The following is a 17,426-nucleotide window of genomic DNA, read 5'->3' as shown; positions in this document are numbered from 1 at the left end:
CACCCGGGTCAGCCGGGATCTCAGGTGACGGCGACCGGGACCGGCCGCTCGACCGGCCGGTACTTGAACAGCAGCGCGGAGACCACTGCCAGCAGCACGGAGCCGACCAGGCTCGTGATCCCCGCGACGGCGAACACCGGCGGGTCGGCCGCGTCGCCGACGAGCAGCATCAGGCCCGTCGAGGAGTTCAGTGATCCGTGCCCGACGACCGCGGGCCAGACGCTTCCCGAGTGGAGACGGAGCCAGCCGAGCAGGGCACCGAAGGCCACGCAGAAGACGATGAACATCGGCGCCGCCCACGCCCCCAGCTCGGGGTAGTTGTATCCACGCAGGGTCAGCGGGAAGTGCCAGAGCCCCCAGATCACCCCGGACAGCAGGAGCGCCCACCGGGTGCCGAGCGGCATCAGGCGCGGCAGCAGCCAGCCTCGCCATCCCCATTCCTCACCGAATGCCGCGACCGAGTTGATCAGCGGGGCGACCAGGAGCATCGACGCGATCTGCACGGCCACCAGAACCCCGGCCTCCACCGGGGGCGGCCCGCCCGGTGTCGCCACCAGGGTCTCGCGGAACATGCTGAACTCCCCCAGGTCGACGGAGAGCAGGCCGAGGACGGCACTGAGCGCGATCGCGACGACGACCAGCACGGGGATGCCGAGCCAGGCCAGCGCGACCAGCGCGAACACACGGCCCCGGCTCCCTCCGGCCGACAACCCCGTCCGCACGGCCCACTCGCGCCCGGTCGAGGGGTCCCCGAGCCGCCTGGCGTACAGCCGGACGGCGAGGACTCCGAGCGTCGGGGTGAACATCATCGCCAACCCGATCACCGTGAACGTGAACGTGCCGGTCGGCGTGTCCGACAGCCAGAGGGGAAGGGCGAACAACCAGGACAGACCAAACGCGACGAGCAGGAACAACCACAGATCAGGGGATCGACGAAGCATGACACCGCCTTCAGGGGCTTGGACGCGGGAGGAGTGGAAGAAGGGCCGGGGGTCAGCGGGCGGACGGGCCGGTGGACGCCCGGTCGACGAGGGTGTTCAGCAGGGCGGCCCCGTTCTCCGCGTCGTCGATCGAGACGGCCAGGCGGCCACCGGAGACGTAACCCACCACGAGGCACTCACCCCCACGGATCATGACCGTCATAGCGCCTGGCAGTCCTCTGAAGCCCCAGCCTCCGACACCGGCCGGGAAGCGCTCCTCCGACCAGGCCCGCTCCACCCGCTCGATCGGGATGTGCCTGCGGGGCAGGCGGAACGGCCCGAAGAAGATCACGACGCCCTCCTCGGTGATCTGCACCCGCACCGAGCTGAAGGTCGCCCCCAGCAGGCCCACAAGAGACATGATCACCGCCGGGAGCCACAGCGCGCCCTCGCCGCCGACCAGGGCGAGCACGGCGAACCCCAGGCCCGCGGCCAGGAGGGAGCCGCCGAGCGCGACGAGCATGCCGTTGCTCACGGAGGAGACCCACACCGCGCGCTGGCCCGGATGGAGCGGGAGCCGCCGGGTGGGGAGGGCGGAGGGCTCGGGACGGTCGTCGGGTCCCGGACGGGCGGCGAGGGCTCCGAGCCAGCCGCCCAGCAGCAGCCCCGCGATCGCGAGCAGCGCGTCCCAGCCCAGCCCGGCGGCCCGCTCCCAGTCGGGCACGTCGAGGTTGGCCCTCAGCGTGACCGCCTGCAGCCCCAGGAGGAACAGGCCGAGCCCGCCCAGCAGGGCGCCGAGCCCCATGCGGTTGGCCCTGCGCCTGAGCAGCGTGGCGCTGGCGAGCGCGAACACCGACGCCCCGCCCGTCAGCAGGACCCACAGGCCCACCTGGAACAGCAGCGAGGCGACGAACGGCATCGAGTTGTCGGGGGCGCCGGAGGATCCCCAGTGCGTGGCGATCGGATCGGGCAGCCGGTCTCGCAGCGCCAGCGGCGCGGCGATCATCACGGCGGTCACCAGCGTGACCCAGCCGGCGGCGATGGACAGGAATCGGGCCTGGAAACCCACGTCGGTCACCCCTTCCAAGGACCGGGCTCCCCGCCCGGTCATGACAGTTCCCTGATGAGCTCGATGACGTCGTCGTGGCGGTAGCCGTACTGGACCGCCTCGTCGAGCAGGGCGCGCAGCTTCTCCTCGATGACGCTGCGCGGGTTCGGGCGGCTGAGGACGCTCACGCCCCGGCCCCGGCGGAACTCCAGCACCCCTTCGTCGCGCAGGTCCCGCAGGGCGCGCAGCACCGTGTTGGCGTTGATGCCCAGCGCGGCGGCCAGGTCGCGGGCCGGCGGGAGCCGGTCTCCCGGAGCGTACGAACCCTCGGCGACGGCGCGTCTGATCGCCTCGGCGACCTGCTCGTGCAGCGGCCGGGGATCGTTCAGATCCAAGGTAAGCAACATAGTGCTAGTGACATTAGCACCATCACCTTCAATGGTGCTACCCCGAATGGCACCATCGAGGTTGAACGATTCGTAGGACGAACCCTCGTTTATGCGTACTGCGCCAGCCCGACTAGCATCGGCCTATGTGACCACTGTGCGGCTTACTCCAACTGACAACGCTGTCTCGTTCGATACCGACGCGCTGGTCGTCGGCGTCCACGCCGGACCGGACGGACCGCTTCCCGCTCCCGGGGCCGAGGGCCTCGACCAGGCGCTCGGCGGCAGGCTCGCCGCCACGCTCGCGAGCGTGGGCGCCAAGGGTAAGCCGGGCGAGGTCTCCAAGATCCCCACCTTCGGCGCGCTGACCGCGCCCCTGCTGGTCGTCGTCGGTCTCGGCGACGCCCCTTCTGACGGCTACGACGCCGAGGTCCTGCGCCGCGCCGCGGGCACCGCGGTCCGCGCCCTGGCCGGCACCGGCCGGGTGGCGCTGGCCCTGCCCGCCGCGAGCGCGGAGCACGCCGGCGCCGCCGCCCTGGGCGGCCTTCTCGGCGCCTACTCGTTCACCAAGTACCGCACCGTGGGAGAGCAGAGCTCCCCGGTCTCGGAGCTGGCCGTGCTGACCGACGCCGAGGGCGCCCAGGCCGCGATCGACCGCGCCGCCACCCTGGCCGAGTCCGTCTCGCTGGTCCGCGACCTGGTCAACACCCCGCCGTCGGACCTGTGGCCGGCCCGCTTCGCCGAGATCGCCGAGCAGGTGGGCGGCGAGGCCGGCCTGTCGGTGGAGGTCCTGGACGAGAAGGCGCTCAGGGAGGGCGGCTACGGCGGCATCGTCGCCGTCGGCCAGGGGTCGGCCAACCCGCCCCGGCTGGTCCGCCTCTCCTACAGCCACCCCGAGGCCACCAAGAAGCTCGCGTACGTCGGCAAGGGCATCACCTTCGACTCCGGCGGCCTGTCGCTGAAGCCGACGGCCTCGATGGACTGGATGAAGTCGGACATGGGTGGCGCGGGGGCGGTCTTCGGCGCGCTCCTGGCGATCGCCAGGCTGGGCCTGAAGGTCAACGCGGTCGGCTACCTCTGCCTGGCCGAGAACATGCCGAGCGGCACCGCGCAGCGCCCCTCCGACGTGTTCACCAGCTTCGCGGGCAAGACCGTCGAGGTGCTCGACACCGACGCCGAGGGCCGCCTGGTCCTGATCGACGGCATCGCCCGCGCCGGGCAGGACGACCCCGACGTGATCGTCGACGTCGCCACGCTCACCGGCGCGCAGATCGTCGCGCTGGGCTGGCGGACGGCGGGCGTCATGGGCAACGACGACGATCTCCGCGCGGAGATCGTGGCGACGGCGGGCGAGCAGGGCGAGGCCGCGTGGCCCATGCCCCTGCCCGACGAGCTCCGCAAGGGTCTCGACTCCCCGGTGGCCGACATCGCCAACCTGCACCCCGAGCGTTTCGGCGGGATGCTGACGGCCGCCATCTTCCTGCGGGAATTCGTGCCGGACGGGGTCCGTTGGGCACACATTGACATGGCCGGTCCCGCCTTCAACAAGGGCGAGCCCCACGGTTACACGCCGAAGGGCGGCACCGGGGCGATCACCCGGACGCTCGTGGGCCTGGCCGAGCGCCACGCGGGCGAGCCCGCGCGGTAACCGTCGTCGCCGCGCAAGCGGGTCACAGGCGACCTAGACAAATGAAAAGATGCGGTTGCCGGGGTCAGGCCAAGGGCGGGCACCGGCACGGCGCCGAACCGGGTCCGGTGGCGGCGTGGATGCGATCGAGGATCCGCGCGGCCGACCAGGACACGGCGAGGGGCGCGACCGTGAAAACGGTATTCCGATCCGACAAGGAGCTTTCCTGTGGCTGATGGCAGCGGCCCCTACGACATCGTCGTCCTAGGTGGCGGTAGCGGTGGGTATGCCTGCGCTCTGCGGGCGGCCGAGCTGGGCAAGACGGTCGCGCTGATCGAGAGGGACAAGATCGGCGGTACGTGTCTGCACCGCGGGTGCATTCCCACCAAGGCGCTTCTGCACTCCGCGGAGGTCGCCGACGAGACGCGGGAGAGCGCGACCTACGGCGTCAAGGCCCGCTTCGAGGGCATCGACGTGCCCGCGGTCCACGCGTTCAAGGACAAGATCGTCACTCGCGCCTGGAAGGGCGTGCAGGGCCTTCTCAAGAGCAAGGGCATCACGATCATCGAGGGTGAGGGCCGTCTCGCGGGCCCGAACCGGGTGTCGGTGGGCTCCGACGTCTACGAGGGCCGCAACATCGTGCTGGCGACCGGCTCCGCGCCCAGGTCCCTTCCGGGGCTGGAGATCGACGGCGAGCGGGTCATCACCAGCGAGCACGCGCTCAAGCTCGACCGGGTGCCGACCTCGGTGGTCGTCCTGGGCGGCGGCGTCATCGGCGTGGAGTTCGCCAGCGTCTGGCGCTCCTTCGGCGCCGAGGTGACGATCGTCGAGGGCCTGCCGCACCTGCTGCCCCTGGAGGAGGAGTCCAGCTCCAAGCTGCTGGAGCGCTCCTTCCGCCGCCGCGGCATCAAGCAGGAGCTGGGCGTCTTCTTCGAGGGCGTCAAGACCACCGACACCGGCGTGGTCGTCAGCCTGGCCAACGGCAAGACCCTCGACGCCGAGCTGCTGCTCGTCGCGGTCGGCCGCGGCGCGGTCTCCGCGGGCATGGGCTTCGAGGAGGCGGGCGTCGCGATCGAGCGCGGCACCGTCACGGTGAACGAGTTCTGCCAGACCAGCGTGCCGGGCGTGTACGCGGTCGGCGACCTCATCCCGACCCTGCAGCTCGCGCACGCGGGCTTCGCCGAGGGCATCCTGGTGGCCGAGCACATCGCCGGCCTGAACCCCGTGCCGATCGACTACGACGGCGTGCCCAGGATCACCTACTCCGACCCCGAGGTCGCCTCGGTGGGCATCACCTCCGCCCAGGCCAGGGAGCGCGGCCACGAGGTCGTCGAGCTGACCTACGACCTCGCGGGCAACCCCAAGAGCCAGATCCTGCAGACGCAGGGCGCCGTCAAGATCATCGCGGCGAAGGACGGCCCGGTGCTCGGCGTGCACATGGTCGGCCGCCGCATCGGCGAGCTGGTGACCGAGGGTCAGCTGATCTACAACTGGGAGGCCCTGCCCTCCGAGGTCGCGCAGCTCATCCACGCGCACCCCACCCAGTCCGAGGCCGTCGGCGAGGCGATGCTGGCGCTGGCCGGCAAGCCGCTCCACGTCCACAACTAACGCAAGCCCTCCACTCGGAACGCGAGAGAAGACAACCCATGCCGAAGTCCGTACAGATGCCCCAGCTCGGTGAGAGCGTCACGGAGGGCACCGTCACCCGTTGGCTGAAGAAGGAGGGCGAGCGCGTCGAGGCCGACGAGCCGCTTCTCGAAGTCTCCACCGACAAGGTCGACACCGAGATCCCCTCCCCCGCGGCGGGCATCCTCACGAAGATCGTGGTGGCCGAGGACGAGACCGTCGAGGTCGGCGCCGAGCTCGCCGTCATCGACGAGAACGGCACCGAGGGCGCCGCCGCGCCGGCCCAGGAGAAGGCCCCCGAGCCGGAGCCCGAGCCCGAGCCCGCCCCTCAGCAGCAGCAGGCGCAGCCGGCCTCCTCGATCCCGCAGCCCGCCCCGCAGCAGCAGGCCCCCGCGCAGGCCCCCGCCCCTCAGCAGCAGGCCCCCGCGCAGCAGGCGCCCGCCCCGCAGCAGCAGGCCCAGGCCCCGCAGCAGCAGGCGCAGGCCCCGCAGACCGTCCAGTCCTCCCAGTCCGCGCCGCCGTCGCCGATCGCGGCGTCCGAGCCCGCCGCGCAGCCGTCGGGCGACAGCCCGTACGTCACCCCGCTGGTGCGCAAGCTCGCCGGTGAGCACGGCGTGGACCTCGACTCGCTGACCGGCACCGGTGTCGGCGGGCGCATCCGCAAGCAGGACGTGCTGGAGGCCGCCCGCGACCAGCGCGAGCGTGCCGCCGCCCAGCCCCAGCCCCAGGCGCAGGCCCCGCAGGCCGCCGCCCAGGCCCCGGCCCAGGCGTCTGCCCCGCAGGCCCCCGAGCCGGTCGTGGTCGACACCACGCTGCGCGGGCGCACCGAGAAGATGTCGCGGCTGCGCCAGACCATCGCCAAGCGCATGGTCGAGTCGCTGCAGGTCTCGGCCCAGCTCACCAGCGTGGTCGAGGTCGACGTCACCAAGATCGCGCGGCTGCGCGACCAGGCGAAGGCCGAGTTCCAGCGGCGCGAGGGCGTCAAGCTCACGTTCACGCCGTTCTTCGCCCTCGCCACGATCGAGGCGCTCAAGCAGCACCCGAAGCTGAACGCCACGATCAACAGCGAGACCAACGAGGTCACCTACTTCGACACCGAGCACCTCGGTTTCGCGACGGACACCGAGCGCGGCCTGCTCGTCCCGGTGATCAAGGACGCGGGCGACCTCAACATCGCCGGGCTGGCCCGTAAGATCGCCGACCTCGCCGAGCGCACCCGCACCAACAAGGTGAGCCCGGACGAGATCACCGGCGGCACGTTCACGCTGACCAACACCGGCAGCCGTGGCGCGCTGTTCGACACCCCGATCCTCAACCAGCCGCAGGTCGGCATGCTGGGCACCGGTGCCGTCGTCAAGCGCCCGGTGGTCCTGGACACCCCCGAGGGCGAGGTCATCGCGGTCCGCTCGATGATGTACCTGGCGCTCAGCTACGACCACCGCCTGGTCGACGGCGCCGACGCCGCCCGCTTCCTGACGACGATCAAGCGTCGCCTCGAGGACGGCCGTTTCGAGAACCAGCTGGGCCTGCACGGCTAGTCACCCGTTCTCTCCCACCGGGCCGGTCCGCGACGTCGCGGGCCGGCCCGGCCCGTTCTCCCCGAGGCTCCCCGGGGCTCCCTCAGGGCTCCTCCGGGAACGGGCGGTCCCCCGCCTCGGGGGCGGCCCCCGAGAGGCCGCGGCGTGACGCGAATCCGCTGGGCGTCCGGTTTCCGAAGATCCGGGGGGAGGTCGATTACATTGAACGACATGAAGGTCACGATGACCGGGTCCTCGGGCCTGCTGGGATCGGCTCTGGTCAGGGCTCTGCGGGGCGACGGCGCCCGGGTGGTCCGTCTGGTCCGGCGAGTGCCGCGAGGCGACGACGAGGCCTTCTGGAACCCCGCCAAGGGGGTCGTGGACCAGGCGGCGCTGGAGGGCGCGGAGGCGGTGATCCACCTCGCCGGCGCGGGCATCGGGGACCGGCGCTGGAGCGAGGGGCACAAGCGCGAGCTGGTCGACAGCCGGGTCGAGGGGACCAGGACCCTGGCGGGCGCGCTCGCCGGTCTTGCGGCGAAGCCCTCGGTGCTGCTGTCCGGCTCGGCGATCGGCTTCTACGGCGACACCGGTGACGTGGCGGTGGACGAGACGGCGCCCGCGGGCGAGGGGTTCCTCGCGCGGGAGGTCGTGGTGCCCTGGGAGGCGGAGACGGCGCCCGCCGAGGAGGCGGGCATCCGGGTGGTGAGACTCCGTACCGGCCTGGTGCTGAGCGGGCGGGGCGGCATGCTGGCGCGGATCCTCCCCGTCTTCAAGGTCGGGCTGGGCGCCCCGCTGGGGTCGGGACGGCAGTACTGGTCGTGGATCTCCATCGACGACTGGGTGCTCGCCGTCCAACACATCCTGAAAAATCCCGAAATGTCAGGGCCGGTGAATCTGACGGCGCCCGAGCCGGTCACCAACGCCGAGTTCACCAAGACTCTCGGAGCGGCCCTGCACCGGCCCACGATGCCGCTGCCCGTGCCGGGCTTCGTGCTGCGCACGGCCCTCGGGGAGTTCGCCGACGAGGGGGTGCTGACCGGCCAGCGGGTGCTCCCGCGGCGCCTGCTCGACAGCGGTCACGCTTTCCGGCATACGCGTCTCGACGAGGCACTGGCCGCCGTACTCTAAGATCCCTGTTTTCGGCGTTCTGGCCGATGAGATCACTTGGGAGACAGACATGGGCAGCCCCGGGCAGTCGCACATCCTCGCGATCGGAGGCGGCTCGTTCCGCGCGTCCACGCGTCAGGGGATCATGGAGGCGAGCCCGCTGCTCAGGTACGCCCTCGACCTCACCGGCCAGGACCGGCCCCGCCTGGGCCTGCTCGCCACCGCCACCGGCGACGACTCCGACTGGCTGCTGAAGATGTACGGCGCCTTCGGCGCGTGGGACGTCGAGGTCAGTCACCTGACGGTGTTCCCGATGCCCAACGTCGAGGACCCGCGCGAGTGGATGCTCAGCCAGGACGTCATCTACGTCAGCGGCGGCAGCGTGGCCAACCTGGCGGCCCTGTGGCGGCTGCACGGCCTCGACGAGATGTTCGAGGAGGCGTGGCGGGCGGGCGTGGTGCTCGCGGGCCAGAGCGCCGGGGCGCTCTGCTGGCACGTGGGCGGCAACACCGACTCCTTCGGGCCGACGCTGCGGGTGTGGTCCGAGGGGCTGGGCATGCTCCCCTACTCCTGCGGCGTCCACTACAACTCCGACCCGCAGCGCCGCCGGCTGCTGCACGAGGCGGTGGCCTCGGGCGAGCTGCCCGGGGGTTACGCCGCCGACGAGGGCGTCGCCCTGCACTACGTGGGCACCGAGTTCATCCAGGCCGTCAGCGTGCACCCGGACGGTTACGCGTACAAGGTCGAGCACGACGGGGCGGGCGGGGCCAAGGAGTTCCGCATCGAGCCTCGGCTTCTCACGTCTTAACCACGAACGGGTCAACTACTCTTGAGGCGTGAGTGACCTGGCAATCGTCCGTCTTGGCGTTGACTTCCCCTACGAGCAGGCATGGGATCTTCAGCGGCGCATCCACGCGCGCCGGGTGGCCGAGGAGATTCCCGACACCTGCCTGATGCTCGAACACGCGCCGGTCTACACGGCGGGCAAACGCACCGCGCCGCACGAGAGGCCCTCCGACGGCACCCCCGTCGTCGAGGTCGACCGGGGCGGCCGGATCACCTGGCACGGTCCCGGCCAGCTGGTCGGCTACCCGATCGTCAGGCTCGGCGGCCCCCTCGACGTGAACGCCTACGTGAGGCTCCTGGAGGAGACCCTGGTGCACGTCTGCGCCGACTTCGGGGTCCAGGCGGGCCGGGTGGAGGGGCGCGGGGGCGTCTGGGTGGCCGGTGACCCCTCGCACGGCCTGCCCGACAGGAAGGTCGGCGCGATCGGCATCCGGGTCTCCGGCGGCGTCACGATGCACGGCTTCGCGCTCAACTGCTCCAACGACCCGAGCTGGTACAACCGGATCGTCCCGTGCGGCATCAGCGACGCCGGGGTCTCCTCGCTGTCGGCCGAGACCGGCCGCCGGATCGTGGTCGACGAGGTCCTGCCGTACGCCGAGAAGCACCTGGCGGAGGCGCTCGGCGCGCAGGCCTTCGAGCTGCCCGAGGAAGACCTGTTCCGGCGCTGACCCCGGCGACCGGCCGCCGGAGCGCGTCCCCGGCGCCGGCCTCCCCGGCGCCGTCCTCCGGGCTTGTCCACGCGCCGTGCTCCGCACCCCCCGCACGCCGTTCCCCATACGCCGTGACCCGGGTCCGGCGCAACCCGCGGCGGGACATAAGCTGGTGAGGTGAGCGAGCGTGACGATATTTACCGCACCTCGATGTGCACCACCTCGGTCCCTCGACCGACGAAGGAGCTCGCATGACCGTCGCCCCCGAGGGGCGGAAGCTCCTCCGCCTCGAGGTCCGCAACGCCGAGACCCCCATCGAGAAGAAGCCCGACTGGATCAAGACCAAGTTCAGGGCCGGCCCGAACCACACCGAGCTCCGTGCGCTGGTCAAACGTGAGGGACTGCACACCGTCTGCCAGGAGGCCGGGTGTCCCAACATCTCCGAGTGCTGGGAGGACCGCGAGGCCACCTTCCTCATCGGCGGCGACCAGTGCACCCGGCGCTGTGACTTCTGCCAGATCGACACCGGCAAGCCCAAGGAGTACGACACCGACGAGCCGCGCCGCGTGGCCGACTCGGTGCGGCAGATGGGGCTCAACTACGCGACCGTGACCGGTGTCGCCCGCGACGACCTGCCCGACGGCGGCGCGTGGCTGTACGCCGAGACCGCGCGGCAGATCCACGCCCTCCTGCCCGGCTGCGGCGTCGAGCTGCTGGTGCCCGACTTCAACGGCGACCAGGCCCAGCTGGAGGAGGTCTTCTCCTCCAGGCCCGAGGTGTTCGCGCACAACATCGAGACCGTGCCGCGGATCTTCAAGCGCATCCGGCCCGCGTTCCGCTACGACCGGTCCCTGGGAGTGATCACCAAGGCCCGCCAGGCCGGTCTGGTGACCAAGTCCAACCTGATCCTCGGCATGGGCGAGGAGCGCGAGGAGGTCATCCAGGCCATGCGCGACCTGCACGAGGCCGGGTGCGACCTGCTCACCGTGACCCAGTACCTGCGGCCCACCCCGCGCCACCACCCCGTCGAGCGCTGGGTGAAGCCGGAGGAGTTCGTGGAGCTGCAGAAGGAGGCGGAGGCCATCGGTTTCGCCGGGGTCCTGTCCGGGCCGCTGGTCCGCTCCTCCTACCGGGCGGGCCGCCTGTACAAGCAGGCCGTCGAGGCTCGCCAGCACGCCTGAGCCCGTCCCGGAAACTCACGGCAACCGGAAGGACCCCGCTTTCGAGCGGGGTCCTTCCGGTTTCCCGCCCATGACTCTCACCGTCGAACCCCTCTGGGCGGCCGGTTCGCGGACGCGTCACAACGGTCCGGCGGCCGGCGAGCGCGTACGGTCACCAGCCCCCGGCCGTCCCCGTCGCGGGGGCCGGTGTTCGGCAGGTCACGTTTTCACTTCTTGAGCCCTGGATTTGTATCCTTCAGAACATGGCCAAGAAGCCCGAAGACTCAGAGCGCCCGGGGCGCATCAAGCAGCTCCGCATGATCGCGAAGATCATCAAAGAGGCAAACCCCAAGGGGATGCCGATCGTCTACGCCTCGGCGCTGGGCACGCTCGCGCTGTGCGTGGTGATCGGCCTGGTCACGGGCTGGTTCTGGTATCTCCTCTTCATCGGGGTCATGCTGGCCCTGACCGTCGGGCTGGTGGTGTTCGGCCAGCTCGCCCAGCGGGCCCAGTACTCCATGTTGCACGGGCAGGTCGGCGCCGCCGCCGCGATCCTGCAGGGCATGCGCGGCAACTGGGAGGTCACCCCCGCCGTCGCCGTCACCCGCGACCAGGACATCGTGCACCGCGTGGTCGGCTACCCGGGCATCATCCTGGTCTCCGAGGGGCCGGGCAGCCGCGTGCAGAAGATGCTGGTCGCCGAGAAGAAGCGCGTCCAGCGGGTCGCCCTGGACGTCCCCGTCTACGACATCCAGTCCGGTGACGGCGACGGGCAGGTCCCGCTGGCCAAGCTGCAGCGGCACCTGATGAAGCTGCCCCGCAACCTCAAGAAGCCCGCCCTGTACGAGATCAACAACCGGCTGAAGGCCCTCCCGCAGACGCTGCCGATGCCCAAGGGCCCGCTGCCGCGCGGCGCGAAGATGCCGCGCCCGAAGATGCGCTGATGAGCCTCGCCGGGGTGGGCCGTCACCGGGTGGACGCCGCGGCCACCTCCCGGGCCAACCGCGGCTGGTGGGACGGCGCCGCCGACGAGTACCAATCGGAGCACGGTGAGTTCCTGCGCGACTCCGGGTTCGTCTGGGGCCCCGAGGGGCTGGACGAGGCCGACGCCCGCCTGCTGGGCGACGTCGCGGGCAGGGACGTGCTGGAGATCGGCTGCGGTGCCGGGCAGTGCGGGCGCTGGCTGGCCGGGCAGGGCGCCAGGGTGGCCGCCTTCGACCTGTCCTTCCGGCAGCTCCAGCACTCCGGCCGGATCGACCTGGAGACCGGGGCCGCGCTGCCGGTGGTCCAGGCGGACGCGGAGGTGCTGCCCTTCGCCGATCGGACGTTCGACCTGGCCTGCTCGGCCTACGGCGCGCTGCCGTTCGTGGCCGACGCCGGGGCCGTCCTGTCCGAGATCCACCGGGTGCTGCGTCCCGGGGGCCTGCTGGTCTTCTCGGTGAGCCACCCGGTCCGCTGGGCCTTCCCCGACGACCCGGGCCCCGCCGGGCTGACCTCCGACCGCTCCTACTTCGACCGGTCCGCGTACGTGGAGATCGGCGAGGACGGGCGGCCGTCCTACGTCGAGCACCACCGCACGATGGCCGACTGGGTCGGGCTCATCACCTCCTCGGGGCTGGTGCTGCGGGGGCTGACCGAGCCCGAGTGGCCGCCGGGCCACGACCGCGAGTGGGGCGGCTGGAGCCCGCTGCGCGGCCGCCACCTGCCCGGCACCGCGATCTTCACCTGCGTGCGATAGGCCCGGAGCCCCGCCGGGCGACCCGGCGGGGCGGGACCGCTCACCCCGGGTGAGCGAACCGGTCAGGGCCGTTCGGAACCGCCGGCACCGGGTGCCCGAGCCGATGGACGCCGCTCACACCAGGCACACTGACCGGCGGCGGCCGCTGGTGGTCGTCACTCACCGGCGTTCACGACGAGCCCGCCGAGGGTCTCGAAGGTGGTGAAGTCCCCGCCGTGGACGAGGTTCTTGGTCACGGCGACCGCGATCCCGGTGGCCGTGTCGGCGTACGCGGCCGATCCCCCGCTGCCCGCCATGCCGAACAGGGTGGGGCTGTCGAGGAGCCCGGTGGCGCCGAGGGCGTACCCGAGAGACCTGGTGGCCGGGGAGGCGGTGACCTCGTCCGTCCCGCTGAACTCCACCGCGGTGATCTCGCGGAGCCGTTCGGGGGAGACGAGCCGGACGCCGTCCACCTCGCCCAGCAGGGCGGCGTACATGCGGGCCACGGCGCGGGCGGACATGGTGCCGCCCGCCGGGATGTCGGAGGTCAGCACGTCGGCGCGGTTGCCGAAGGCGGCGTCGGGCATCGCCGCCATCGGCGCCGCCGTGTAGCCGTCCACGACCCTGAAGAACGGGATGTCCGCGAACATCGTCTCCATCGACATCCCCTCGGGCATCTCGAAGGCGCTCGGCGCGTCCTCCAGGCGGGCCAGCCTGCCCAGCTCGGACCCGGGGACGCCGAAGAACAGCTCGTCCGCCACCCCCAGCGGCCCGGCGACCTCCTCCCGCAGTACCTGGGAGATCGGCGTGCCGGTGGCCCGGCGGACGATCTCTCCGACGATGTAGCCGAACGACTGGGGGTGGTAGCCGCTCCTGGTGCCCGGCTCCCACCAGGGCCTGGCTCCGGCGATCGCCGCGCACATCCCCTCCCAGTCGCACAGGTCCTCCGGCGTGGTGGCCACCGGCATGCCGGGCACGCCGGTCGAGTGGGTCAGGGCGTGCCGCACGGTCGCGCGTTCCTTGCCGTGGGCGCCGAACTCCGGCCACAGCTCGGCGATCGGCGTGTCGTAGCCGAAGACGCCCCGCTCCACGAGAACGTGCGCCACGGTCGAGGTGACGCCCTTGCCGGTCGAGGCGCTCCAGAAGGGCGTGTCCGGCGTGACGGGGCGCCCGGTGGCCGGATCGGCGACGCCCGCGACGACGTCGACCACCAGCTCGCCGTGCCGGTACGCGGCGACCTGCAGGCCCCTCTCGGCGCCGGACTCCACGAGCCTGTCGGCCGTCTCCTGGACCCGCTTCTGCGTGTCGTTCATGGTCTTTCCCCTCGTGATAAGGCGTGTGACCCGTACGACGGCGCGGCGCCGGAAAAGGAATCGGTCCGGATCCAGGAAATCGGCCCGGGGCCGCGGAACGGGAGTTCAGGGCGAGGAGGGCGGGGATGGCGGGGAGGGCCGCCGGGAGATCGCGAGCAGGACGGCGGGCTCCCGTCCCGGATTGCGCAGGGCGCGCACCGGCAGCCCGTCCAGCCACAGCACGTCGCCGCGCCGGAAGGCCCGGCGGTCGCCGTCGGAGCAGACCACCTCGATCCGCCCGCGCTCCAGCAGGACGATCGCCCCCCGCCACTCGGCTCCGTCGTGGAGGCGCGAGCCGCCGGGCTCGACGACGACCCTCCGCACGTCGAACGACGGCCCGGACCGCCCGGGCAGCGAGGACGCCGGATCCTCACCTGCGCCCGTCACAACCTCCGCCGGATCCTCCCCGGCGCCCGTCACAGCCTCCGCCGGATCCTCACCGGCGGCCGTCACAGCGTCCGGGGAAGATCGAAGGCCGGGAAGACATCGGCGCCGAAGGTGGTGATCTGGGTGATCAGCCCGTCCTCGACCCGCAGGACACCGAGCCACGAACCGTGGTACCCGGACTCGCCGGGACGCCTGAGGTACGCCGCCGCCGCGGGCTGCCGGTTGGCGCGGGTGGGCAGGACGCGCCAGTCGCCCCACGCCTCGGGGCCGACCATGGCCGGGCGCCACGCGTCGACGATCGCCGGCCCTCCCAGGATCCAGATCGGCGCCGGGGGCATCGACTGCCACGCGTCCGCGCGCAGTATCCCGGCCAGGACGGCGGGGTCGGCCTGCTCGACGGCGTCGATGTAGCGCTGCAGCACCGCGCGTTCCTCACCGGTCGGATCCGAGGACGGCGCCCACTCCAGCCGCCGCGCGGGCAGGTTCTCCCGCATCGTCGACCGTGCCCGCTGCAGGGTGCTCTTGATCGAGACGACGCTCACCTCCAGCAGCGCGGCGGCCTCCTGCGCCGGCCAGCCGAGCACGTCGCGCAGGATCAGCACCACCCGCTGCCGGGGAGGCAGGTGCTGGATGGCGGCCATGAACGCCAGCTCGATCGTCTCCTTGGCGACCACGGCGGCGTCCGGCTCGGCACCGGCGGGCGCGGCCGGCTCCAGGAGGCGGTCCGGGTAGGGACGCAGCCAGAAGACCTCGGCCGGCGACGGCGACGGCACTCCGGGGGTGGCCAGCACCGGCGCCTCGCGCGGGCGCGGGCCGCGCGGGTGGCGGTCGAGGAGGTCCAGGCACGCGTTGGTCGCGATCCGGTACAGCCAGGCCCTGAACGTCGAGCGCCCCTGGAAGCTCTCCCTCTTGCGCCAGGCGCGCAGGAACGTCTCCTGCACCATGTCCTCCGACTCCTCGAACGAGCCGAGCATCCGGTAGCAGTGCACCCGCAACTCCCGCCGGTACCTCTCCGCGAGCGCGCCGAACGCCGGCTCGTCACCCGCCAGCGCGGCGGCCAGAACCTCGCCGTCCTCGCCGTTTTCCACCGTTCCCCGGCCCGCCTCGTCCCTGGTCACGACCTCACACCTCCCGTACGGCGTCCCGCCCGGCGCGGCCGCCCCCGGTATGACGGCCGACGGCCGGAAAAGGAACCGGTGCGGACGCCGGTTCCCTCTCCGCCGGAACCGCGAGATCCGGCACGAGCCCGGAAACGGACGCCGAAGGGGACGAAGGCGGCGCGGACCCCGGGAATGCTGGAGCGGGCGACCCGGTGCGGGGTCGGCTCAGAGGCGTACGACCACGGTGTTCGCCGCGCGGTCGTGCAGGCCGCGCTGGTCGCGGTCCCAGACGAGGGCGGGTACGGCCAGGCAGAGCAGGAGGGTCCGTACCAGCACGGAGACGAGGCCGGGGGCGCCGCCGCCGAGCGCGGCGACCCGGACGCCGAACAGGCGCATCCCGAAGGTCATCCCCATGGTGCCCACCAGCAGGAGGTACTCGACGGCGAGGATGAGGACCGGCACCCAGGGCGCGTCGGCGGGGTCGATCCGCAGCAGCCCCTGGGTGATGGCCCAGGTGCAGATGAGCCAGTCGATCATGATGGCGCCGATCCTGCGGCCGAACCCGGCCACCGAGCCGCTGCCCTCCCTGGGCAGCCCGAGCCGCTCCCCCGGGTAGCCGAGATCGACCCCGGCGGACCTGACGCCGCCGAGCCAGGTCTGGGTCCAGCGTGGCTGCTTGCTGCTCATGCTCCAACGGTAGCCGTCCGGGCCGCCGCCCTCACATCCGCCCGCGCCCCCTACCCGCTACCGGCTACCGGTATCGCGTGAAAGCCGTGGATCATGTGTGTCGGCACCCCCCGCGATCCCCGGAGAACCCTCGTGTCCGACACCGACGACATCGACGAGCGCTTCAGAGCGCTCACGGCCCAGATCGACGAGCGGGAACGCAGGCGGATGAGCAAGGCCGCCGCGCAGGAGTGGGCGCGGCATCCCCGCCTCCGGCGGCGCAGGAGGCTGCGGAACGCGGCGATCGCGGTGGCGGTCCTGGTCGCGGCGGCCGGGGTGTTCGTCTCCTACCGGCCGGATGTCGTCGACCAGGTCCGTACCGCCGTCTCCGGACGGCTCTCGGACCTGACCGCCGGAGGTACCGGAGGCACAGCCGGGACGGACGCGCCTTCTGAGACGGCACGCGCGGAGTCGAGGAAGCCCTCCCCCTTCGACGGCTCTCCCGCCCAGGGGTACGCCGAAGGCGCCAAGGGGCTGGTCATGCCGCCGGCCAGGGCGGTGGGCGGGCTGAGCCGCAAGGAGGTGTCCGCCGCCTTGCGGCACGCGAGAGACCTCCTCGTGGCCTCGCACCTGGACGAGAAGGTGCTGACGGGCGGCAGGCCGGAGAAGCTGATCCGCCTGCTGGACCCGGAGCAGCGCACGCCGTTCGTCAAGGGGCTCAAAAGTCCGGGCAGAAAGGGGGCGTACCACAGCCGCCGATGGGTGACGAGCCTGGCGCCGAAAAGCGCCGAGTTCGTCACCCGGACCGTCAAGGTGGACGGCGAGACCCGGCTGTCGGCCTTCCGGGAGAACGGCCTCAGGGGCGTCCGGGTCAAGGTCAACCACCTGTTCGTGTACGCGATCCGGCGGCCCGGCCGCCCCGACACCGTGACGAGGCTCGTCGCCCACAGCGTCGGCGTCGTGCAGGCGTGGCGGGACGGTGACCGGCTGCGCTTCTGGGTGGGCGACTGGAACCGCGGGGGTGTGGCCCCCGCGCGGTGCGACATCGACGACGGCTTCGTCCACCCCCTCTATCCGGACTCGCGGGCCGACGTGGAGGCGACCGGTCCCGCCGTGGATCCCTACTCCCGCGCCGAGGCCGACATGCCTCCGGGAAGCTGCGGGACGCTGACGTCGGGGACGTGAAACTCCGGCAAAGGAAAGGCCCGCCATACCCGTCTATAGCGGGCTTGAGGACTACCGTGGAGGCGACTTTCGCTTAACACGGGTGAAACAAACGAGACACGGGGCGGTAACGGCACAGGCATACTTTCGGTC

17 protein-coding genes are annotated in these 17,426 nt (G+C 72.0%); 10 read left to right on the top strand and 7 right to left on the bottom strand.

Translation table 11 applies throughout. From position 1 onward, the window contains the following. Positions 1 to 20: 20 nt before the first annotated feature. The 3 genes from AC5L38_RS05605 to AC5L38_RS05595 are packed head-to-tail and all read right to left on the bottom strand — an operon-like array spanning position 21 to position 2,363. The gene (locus tag AC5L38_RS05605) at positions 21 to 941 is read right to left on the bottom strand and encodes a CPBP family intramembrane glutamic endopeptidase (RefSeq protein ID WP_495241676.1); all 921 of its coding nucleotides are present in this window, start codon (positions 939 to 941) and stop codon (positions 21 to 23) included. A gap of 52 nt (positions 942 to 993) precedes the next feature. Beyond that, positions 994 to 2,031 (bottom strand): DUF1648 domain-containing protein, encoded by a 1,038-nt coding sequence (locus tag AC5L38_RS05600; protein ID WP_495241675.1) that lies wholly within the window; start codon positions 2,029 to 2,031, stop codon positions 994 to 996. Then, positions 2,028 to 2,363 carry a GntR family transcriptional regulator gene (locus tag AC5L38_RS05595; protein WP_329092738.1) on the bottom strand — a complete coding sequence of 112 codons (336 nt, stop codon included), beginning with the start codon at positions 2,361 to 2,363 and terminating at the stop codon, positions 2,028 to 2,030. The genes AC5L38_RS05600 and AC5L38_RS05595 overlap by 4 nt, the downstream gene beginning before the upstream one ends. Positions 2,364 to 2,502: 139 nt before the next feature. On the opposite strand from AC5L38_RS05595, the gene AC5L38_RS05590 reads away from it, so the two are divergent. From AC5L38_RS05590 to AC5L38_RS05550, 9 genes are all read left to right on the top strand, one after another. Continuing rightward, positions 2,503 to 4,002: a leucyl aminopeptidase gene (locus AC5L38_RS05590; protein ID WP_495241674.1), complete on the top strand. Its 1,500-nt coding sequence runs from the start codon at positions 2,503 to 2,505 to the stop codon at positions 4,000 to 4,002. A 207-nt stretch (positions 4,003 to 4,209) separates the two neighbouring features. Continuing rightward, on the top strand, positions 4,210 to 5,589 hold the full coding sequence (gene lpdA, locus AC5L38_RS05585) for a dihydrolipoyl dehydrogenase (protein WP_495241673.1): 1,380 nt from the start codon (positions 4,210 to 4,212) through the stop codon (positions 5,587 to 5,589). A gap of 38 nt (positions 5,590 to 5,627) precedes the next feature. Continuing rightward, complete coding sequence (gene sucB, locus AC5L38_RS05580; RefSeq protein WP_495241672.1) at positions 5,628 to 7,145, top strand: 2-oxoglutarate dehydrogenase, E2 component, dihydrolipoamide succinyltransferase; 1,518 nt, start codon at positions 5,628 to 5,630, stop codon at positions 7,143 to 7,145. Positions 7,146 to 7,355: 210 nt separating this feature from the next. Continuing rightward, positions 7,356 to 8,252: a TIGR01777 family oxidoreductase gene (locus tag AC5L38_RS05575; protein ID WP_495241671.1), complete on the top strand. Its 897-nt coding sequence runs from the start codon at positions 7,356 to 7,358 to the stop codon at positions 8,250 to 8,252. Between the two features lie 49 nt (positions 8,253 to 8,301). Beyond that, positions 8,302 to 9,039: a Type 1 glutamine amidotransferase-like domain-containing protein gene (locus tag AC5L38_RS05570; protein ID WP_495241670.1), complete on the top strand. Its 738-nt coding sequence runs from the start codon at positions 8,302 to 8,304 to the stop codon at positions 9,037 to 9,039. Positions 9,040 to 9,067: 28 nt separating this feature from the next. Then, positions 9,068 to 9,745, top strand: coding sequence for a lipoyl(octanoyl) transferase LipB (gene lipB, locus AC5L38_RS05565; RefSeq protein WP_389914308.1), 678 nt, complete (start codon positions 9,068 to 9,070; stop codon positions 9,743 to 9,745). A 233-nt stretch (positions 9,746 to 9,978) separates the two neighbouring features. Further along, positions 9,979 to 10,908: a lipoyl synthase gene (gene lipA / locus AC5L38_RS05560; protein ID WP_495241669.1), complete on the top strand. Its 930-nt coding sequence runs from the start codon at positions 9,979 to 9,981 to the stop codon at positions 10,906 to 10,908. Between the two features lie 242 nt (positions 10,909 to 11,150). Further along, positions 11,151 to 11,831: a DUF4191 domain-containing protein gene (locus AC5L38_RS05555; protein ID WP_436757093.1), complete on the top strand. Its 681-nt coding sequence runs from the start codon at positions 11,151 to 11,153 to the stop codon at positions 11,829 to 11,831. Beyond that, positions 11,831 to 12,625 carry a class I SAM-dependent methyltransferase gene (locus AC5L38_RS05550; RefSeq protein WP_495241668.1) on the top strand — a complete coding sequence of 265 codons (795 nt, stop codon included), beginning with the start codon at positions 11,831 to 11,833 and terminating at the stop codon, positions 12,623 to 12,625. Before AC5L38_RS05555 ends, AC5L38_RS05550 begins: the two co-directional genes overlap by 1 nt. 155 nt (positions 12,626 to 12,780) lie before the next feature. Here the strand turns inward: AC5L38_RS05550 and AC5L38_RS05545 are convergent, their stop codons facing one another. The 4 genes from AC5L38_RS05545 to AC5L38_RS05530 form a co-directional block, all read right to left on the bottom strand. Next, positions 12,781 to 13,917: a serine hydrolase domain-containing protein gene (locus tag AC5L38_RS05545; RefSeq protein ID WP_495241667.1), complete on the bottom strand. Its 1,137-nt coding sequence runs from the start codon at positions 13,915 to 13,917 to the stop codon at positions 12,781 to 12,783. Positions 13,918 to 14,022: 105 nt separating this feature from the next. Next, positions 14,023 to 14,343, bottom strand: a complete 321-nt coding sequence (locus tag AC5L38_RS05540; protein WP_495241666.1) for a cupin domain-containing protein — start codon at positions 14,341 to 14,343, stop codon at positions 14,023 to 14,025. A 62-nt stretch (positions 14,344 to 14,405) separates the two neighbouring features. After that, on the bottom strand, positions 14,406 to 15,461 hold the full coding sequence (locus AC5L38_RS05535; protein ID WP_495241665.1) for an RNA polymerase subunit sigma-70: 1,056 nt from the start codon (positions 15,459 to 15,461) through the stop codon (positions 14,406 to 14,408). Positions 15,462 to 15,668: 207 nt separating this feature from the next. Beyond that, positions 15,669 to 16,130 (bottom strand): RDD family protein, encoded by a 462-nt coding sequence (locus AC5L38_RS05530; protein ID WP_495241664.1) that lies wholly within the window; start codon positions 16,128 to 16,130, stop codon positions 15,669 to 15,671. A 132-nt stretch (positions 16,131 to 16,262) separates the two neighbouring features. Between AC5L38_RS05530 and AC5L38_RS05525 the strand changes: the two genes are divergently transcribed. Then, complete coding sequence (locus tag AC5L38_RS05525; RefSeq protein ID WP_495241663.1) at positions 16,263 to 17,294, top strand: hypothetical protein; 1,032 nt, start codon at positions 16,263 to 16,265, stop codon at positions 17,292 to 17,294. Positions 17,295 to 17,426 lie beyond the last annotated feature (132 nt).

The organism is Streptosporangium nanhuense, from assembly GCF_059358815.1.
The sequence above is the reverse complement of the archived record's forward strand: the minus strand, read 5'-3'. Positions and strand labels throughout refer to the sequence as shown.

Bases quoted from the DNA above. Each gene is read 5' to 3' on its own strand.
- AC5L38_RS05605 (WP_495241676.1), bottom strand. From the start codon at position 941: ATGCTTCGTCGATCCCCTGATCTGTGGTTGTTCCTGCTCGTCGCGTTT.
- AC5L38_RS05600 (WP_495241675.1), bottom strand. From the start codon at position 2,031: ATGACCGGGCGGGGAGCCCGGTCCTTGGAAGGGGTGACCGACGTGGGT.
- sucB (WP_495241672.1), top strand. From the start codon at position 5,628: ATGCCGAAGTCCGTACAGATGCCCCAGCTCGGTGAGAGCGTCACGGAG.
- AC5L38_RS05575 (WP_495241671.1), top strand. From the start codon at position 7,356: ATGAAGGTCACGATGACCGGGTCCTCGGGCCTGCTGGGATCGGCTCTG.
- AC5L38_RS05570 (WP_495241670.1), top strand. From the start codon at position 8,302: ATGGGCAGCCCCGGGCAGTCGCACATCCTCGCGATCGGAGGCGGCTCG.
- lipA (WP_495241669.1), top strand. From the start codon at position 9,979: ATGACCGTCGCCCCCGAGGGGCGGAAGCTCCTCCGCCTCGAGGTCCGC.
- AC5L38_RS05555 (WP_436757093.1), top strand. From the start codon at position 11,151: ATGGCCAAGAAGCCCGAAGACTCAGAGCGCCCGGGGCGCATCAAGCAG.
- AC5L38_RS05550 (WP_495241668.1), top strand. From the start codon at position 11,831: ATGAGCCTCGCCGGGGTGGGCCGTCACCGGGTGGACGCCGCGGCCACC.
- AC5L38_RS05545 (WP_495241667.1), bottom strand. From the start codon at position 13,917: ATGAACGACACGCAGAAGCGGGTCCAGGAGACGGCCGACAGGCTCGTG.
- AC5L38_RS05530 (WP_495241664.1), bottom strand. From the start codon at position 16,130: ATGAGCAGCAAGCAGCCACGCTGGACCCAGACCTGGCTCGGCGGCGTC.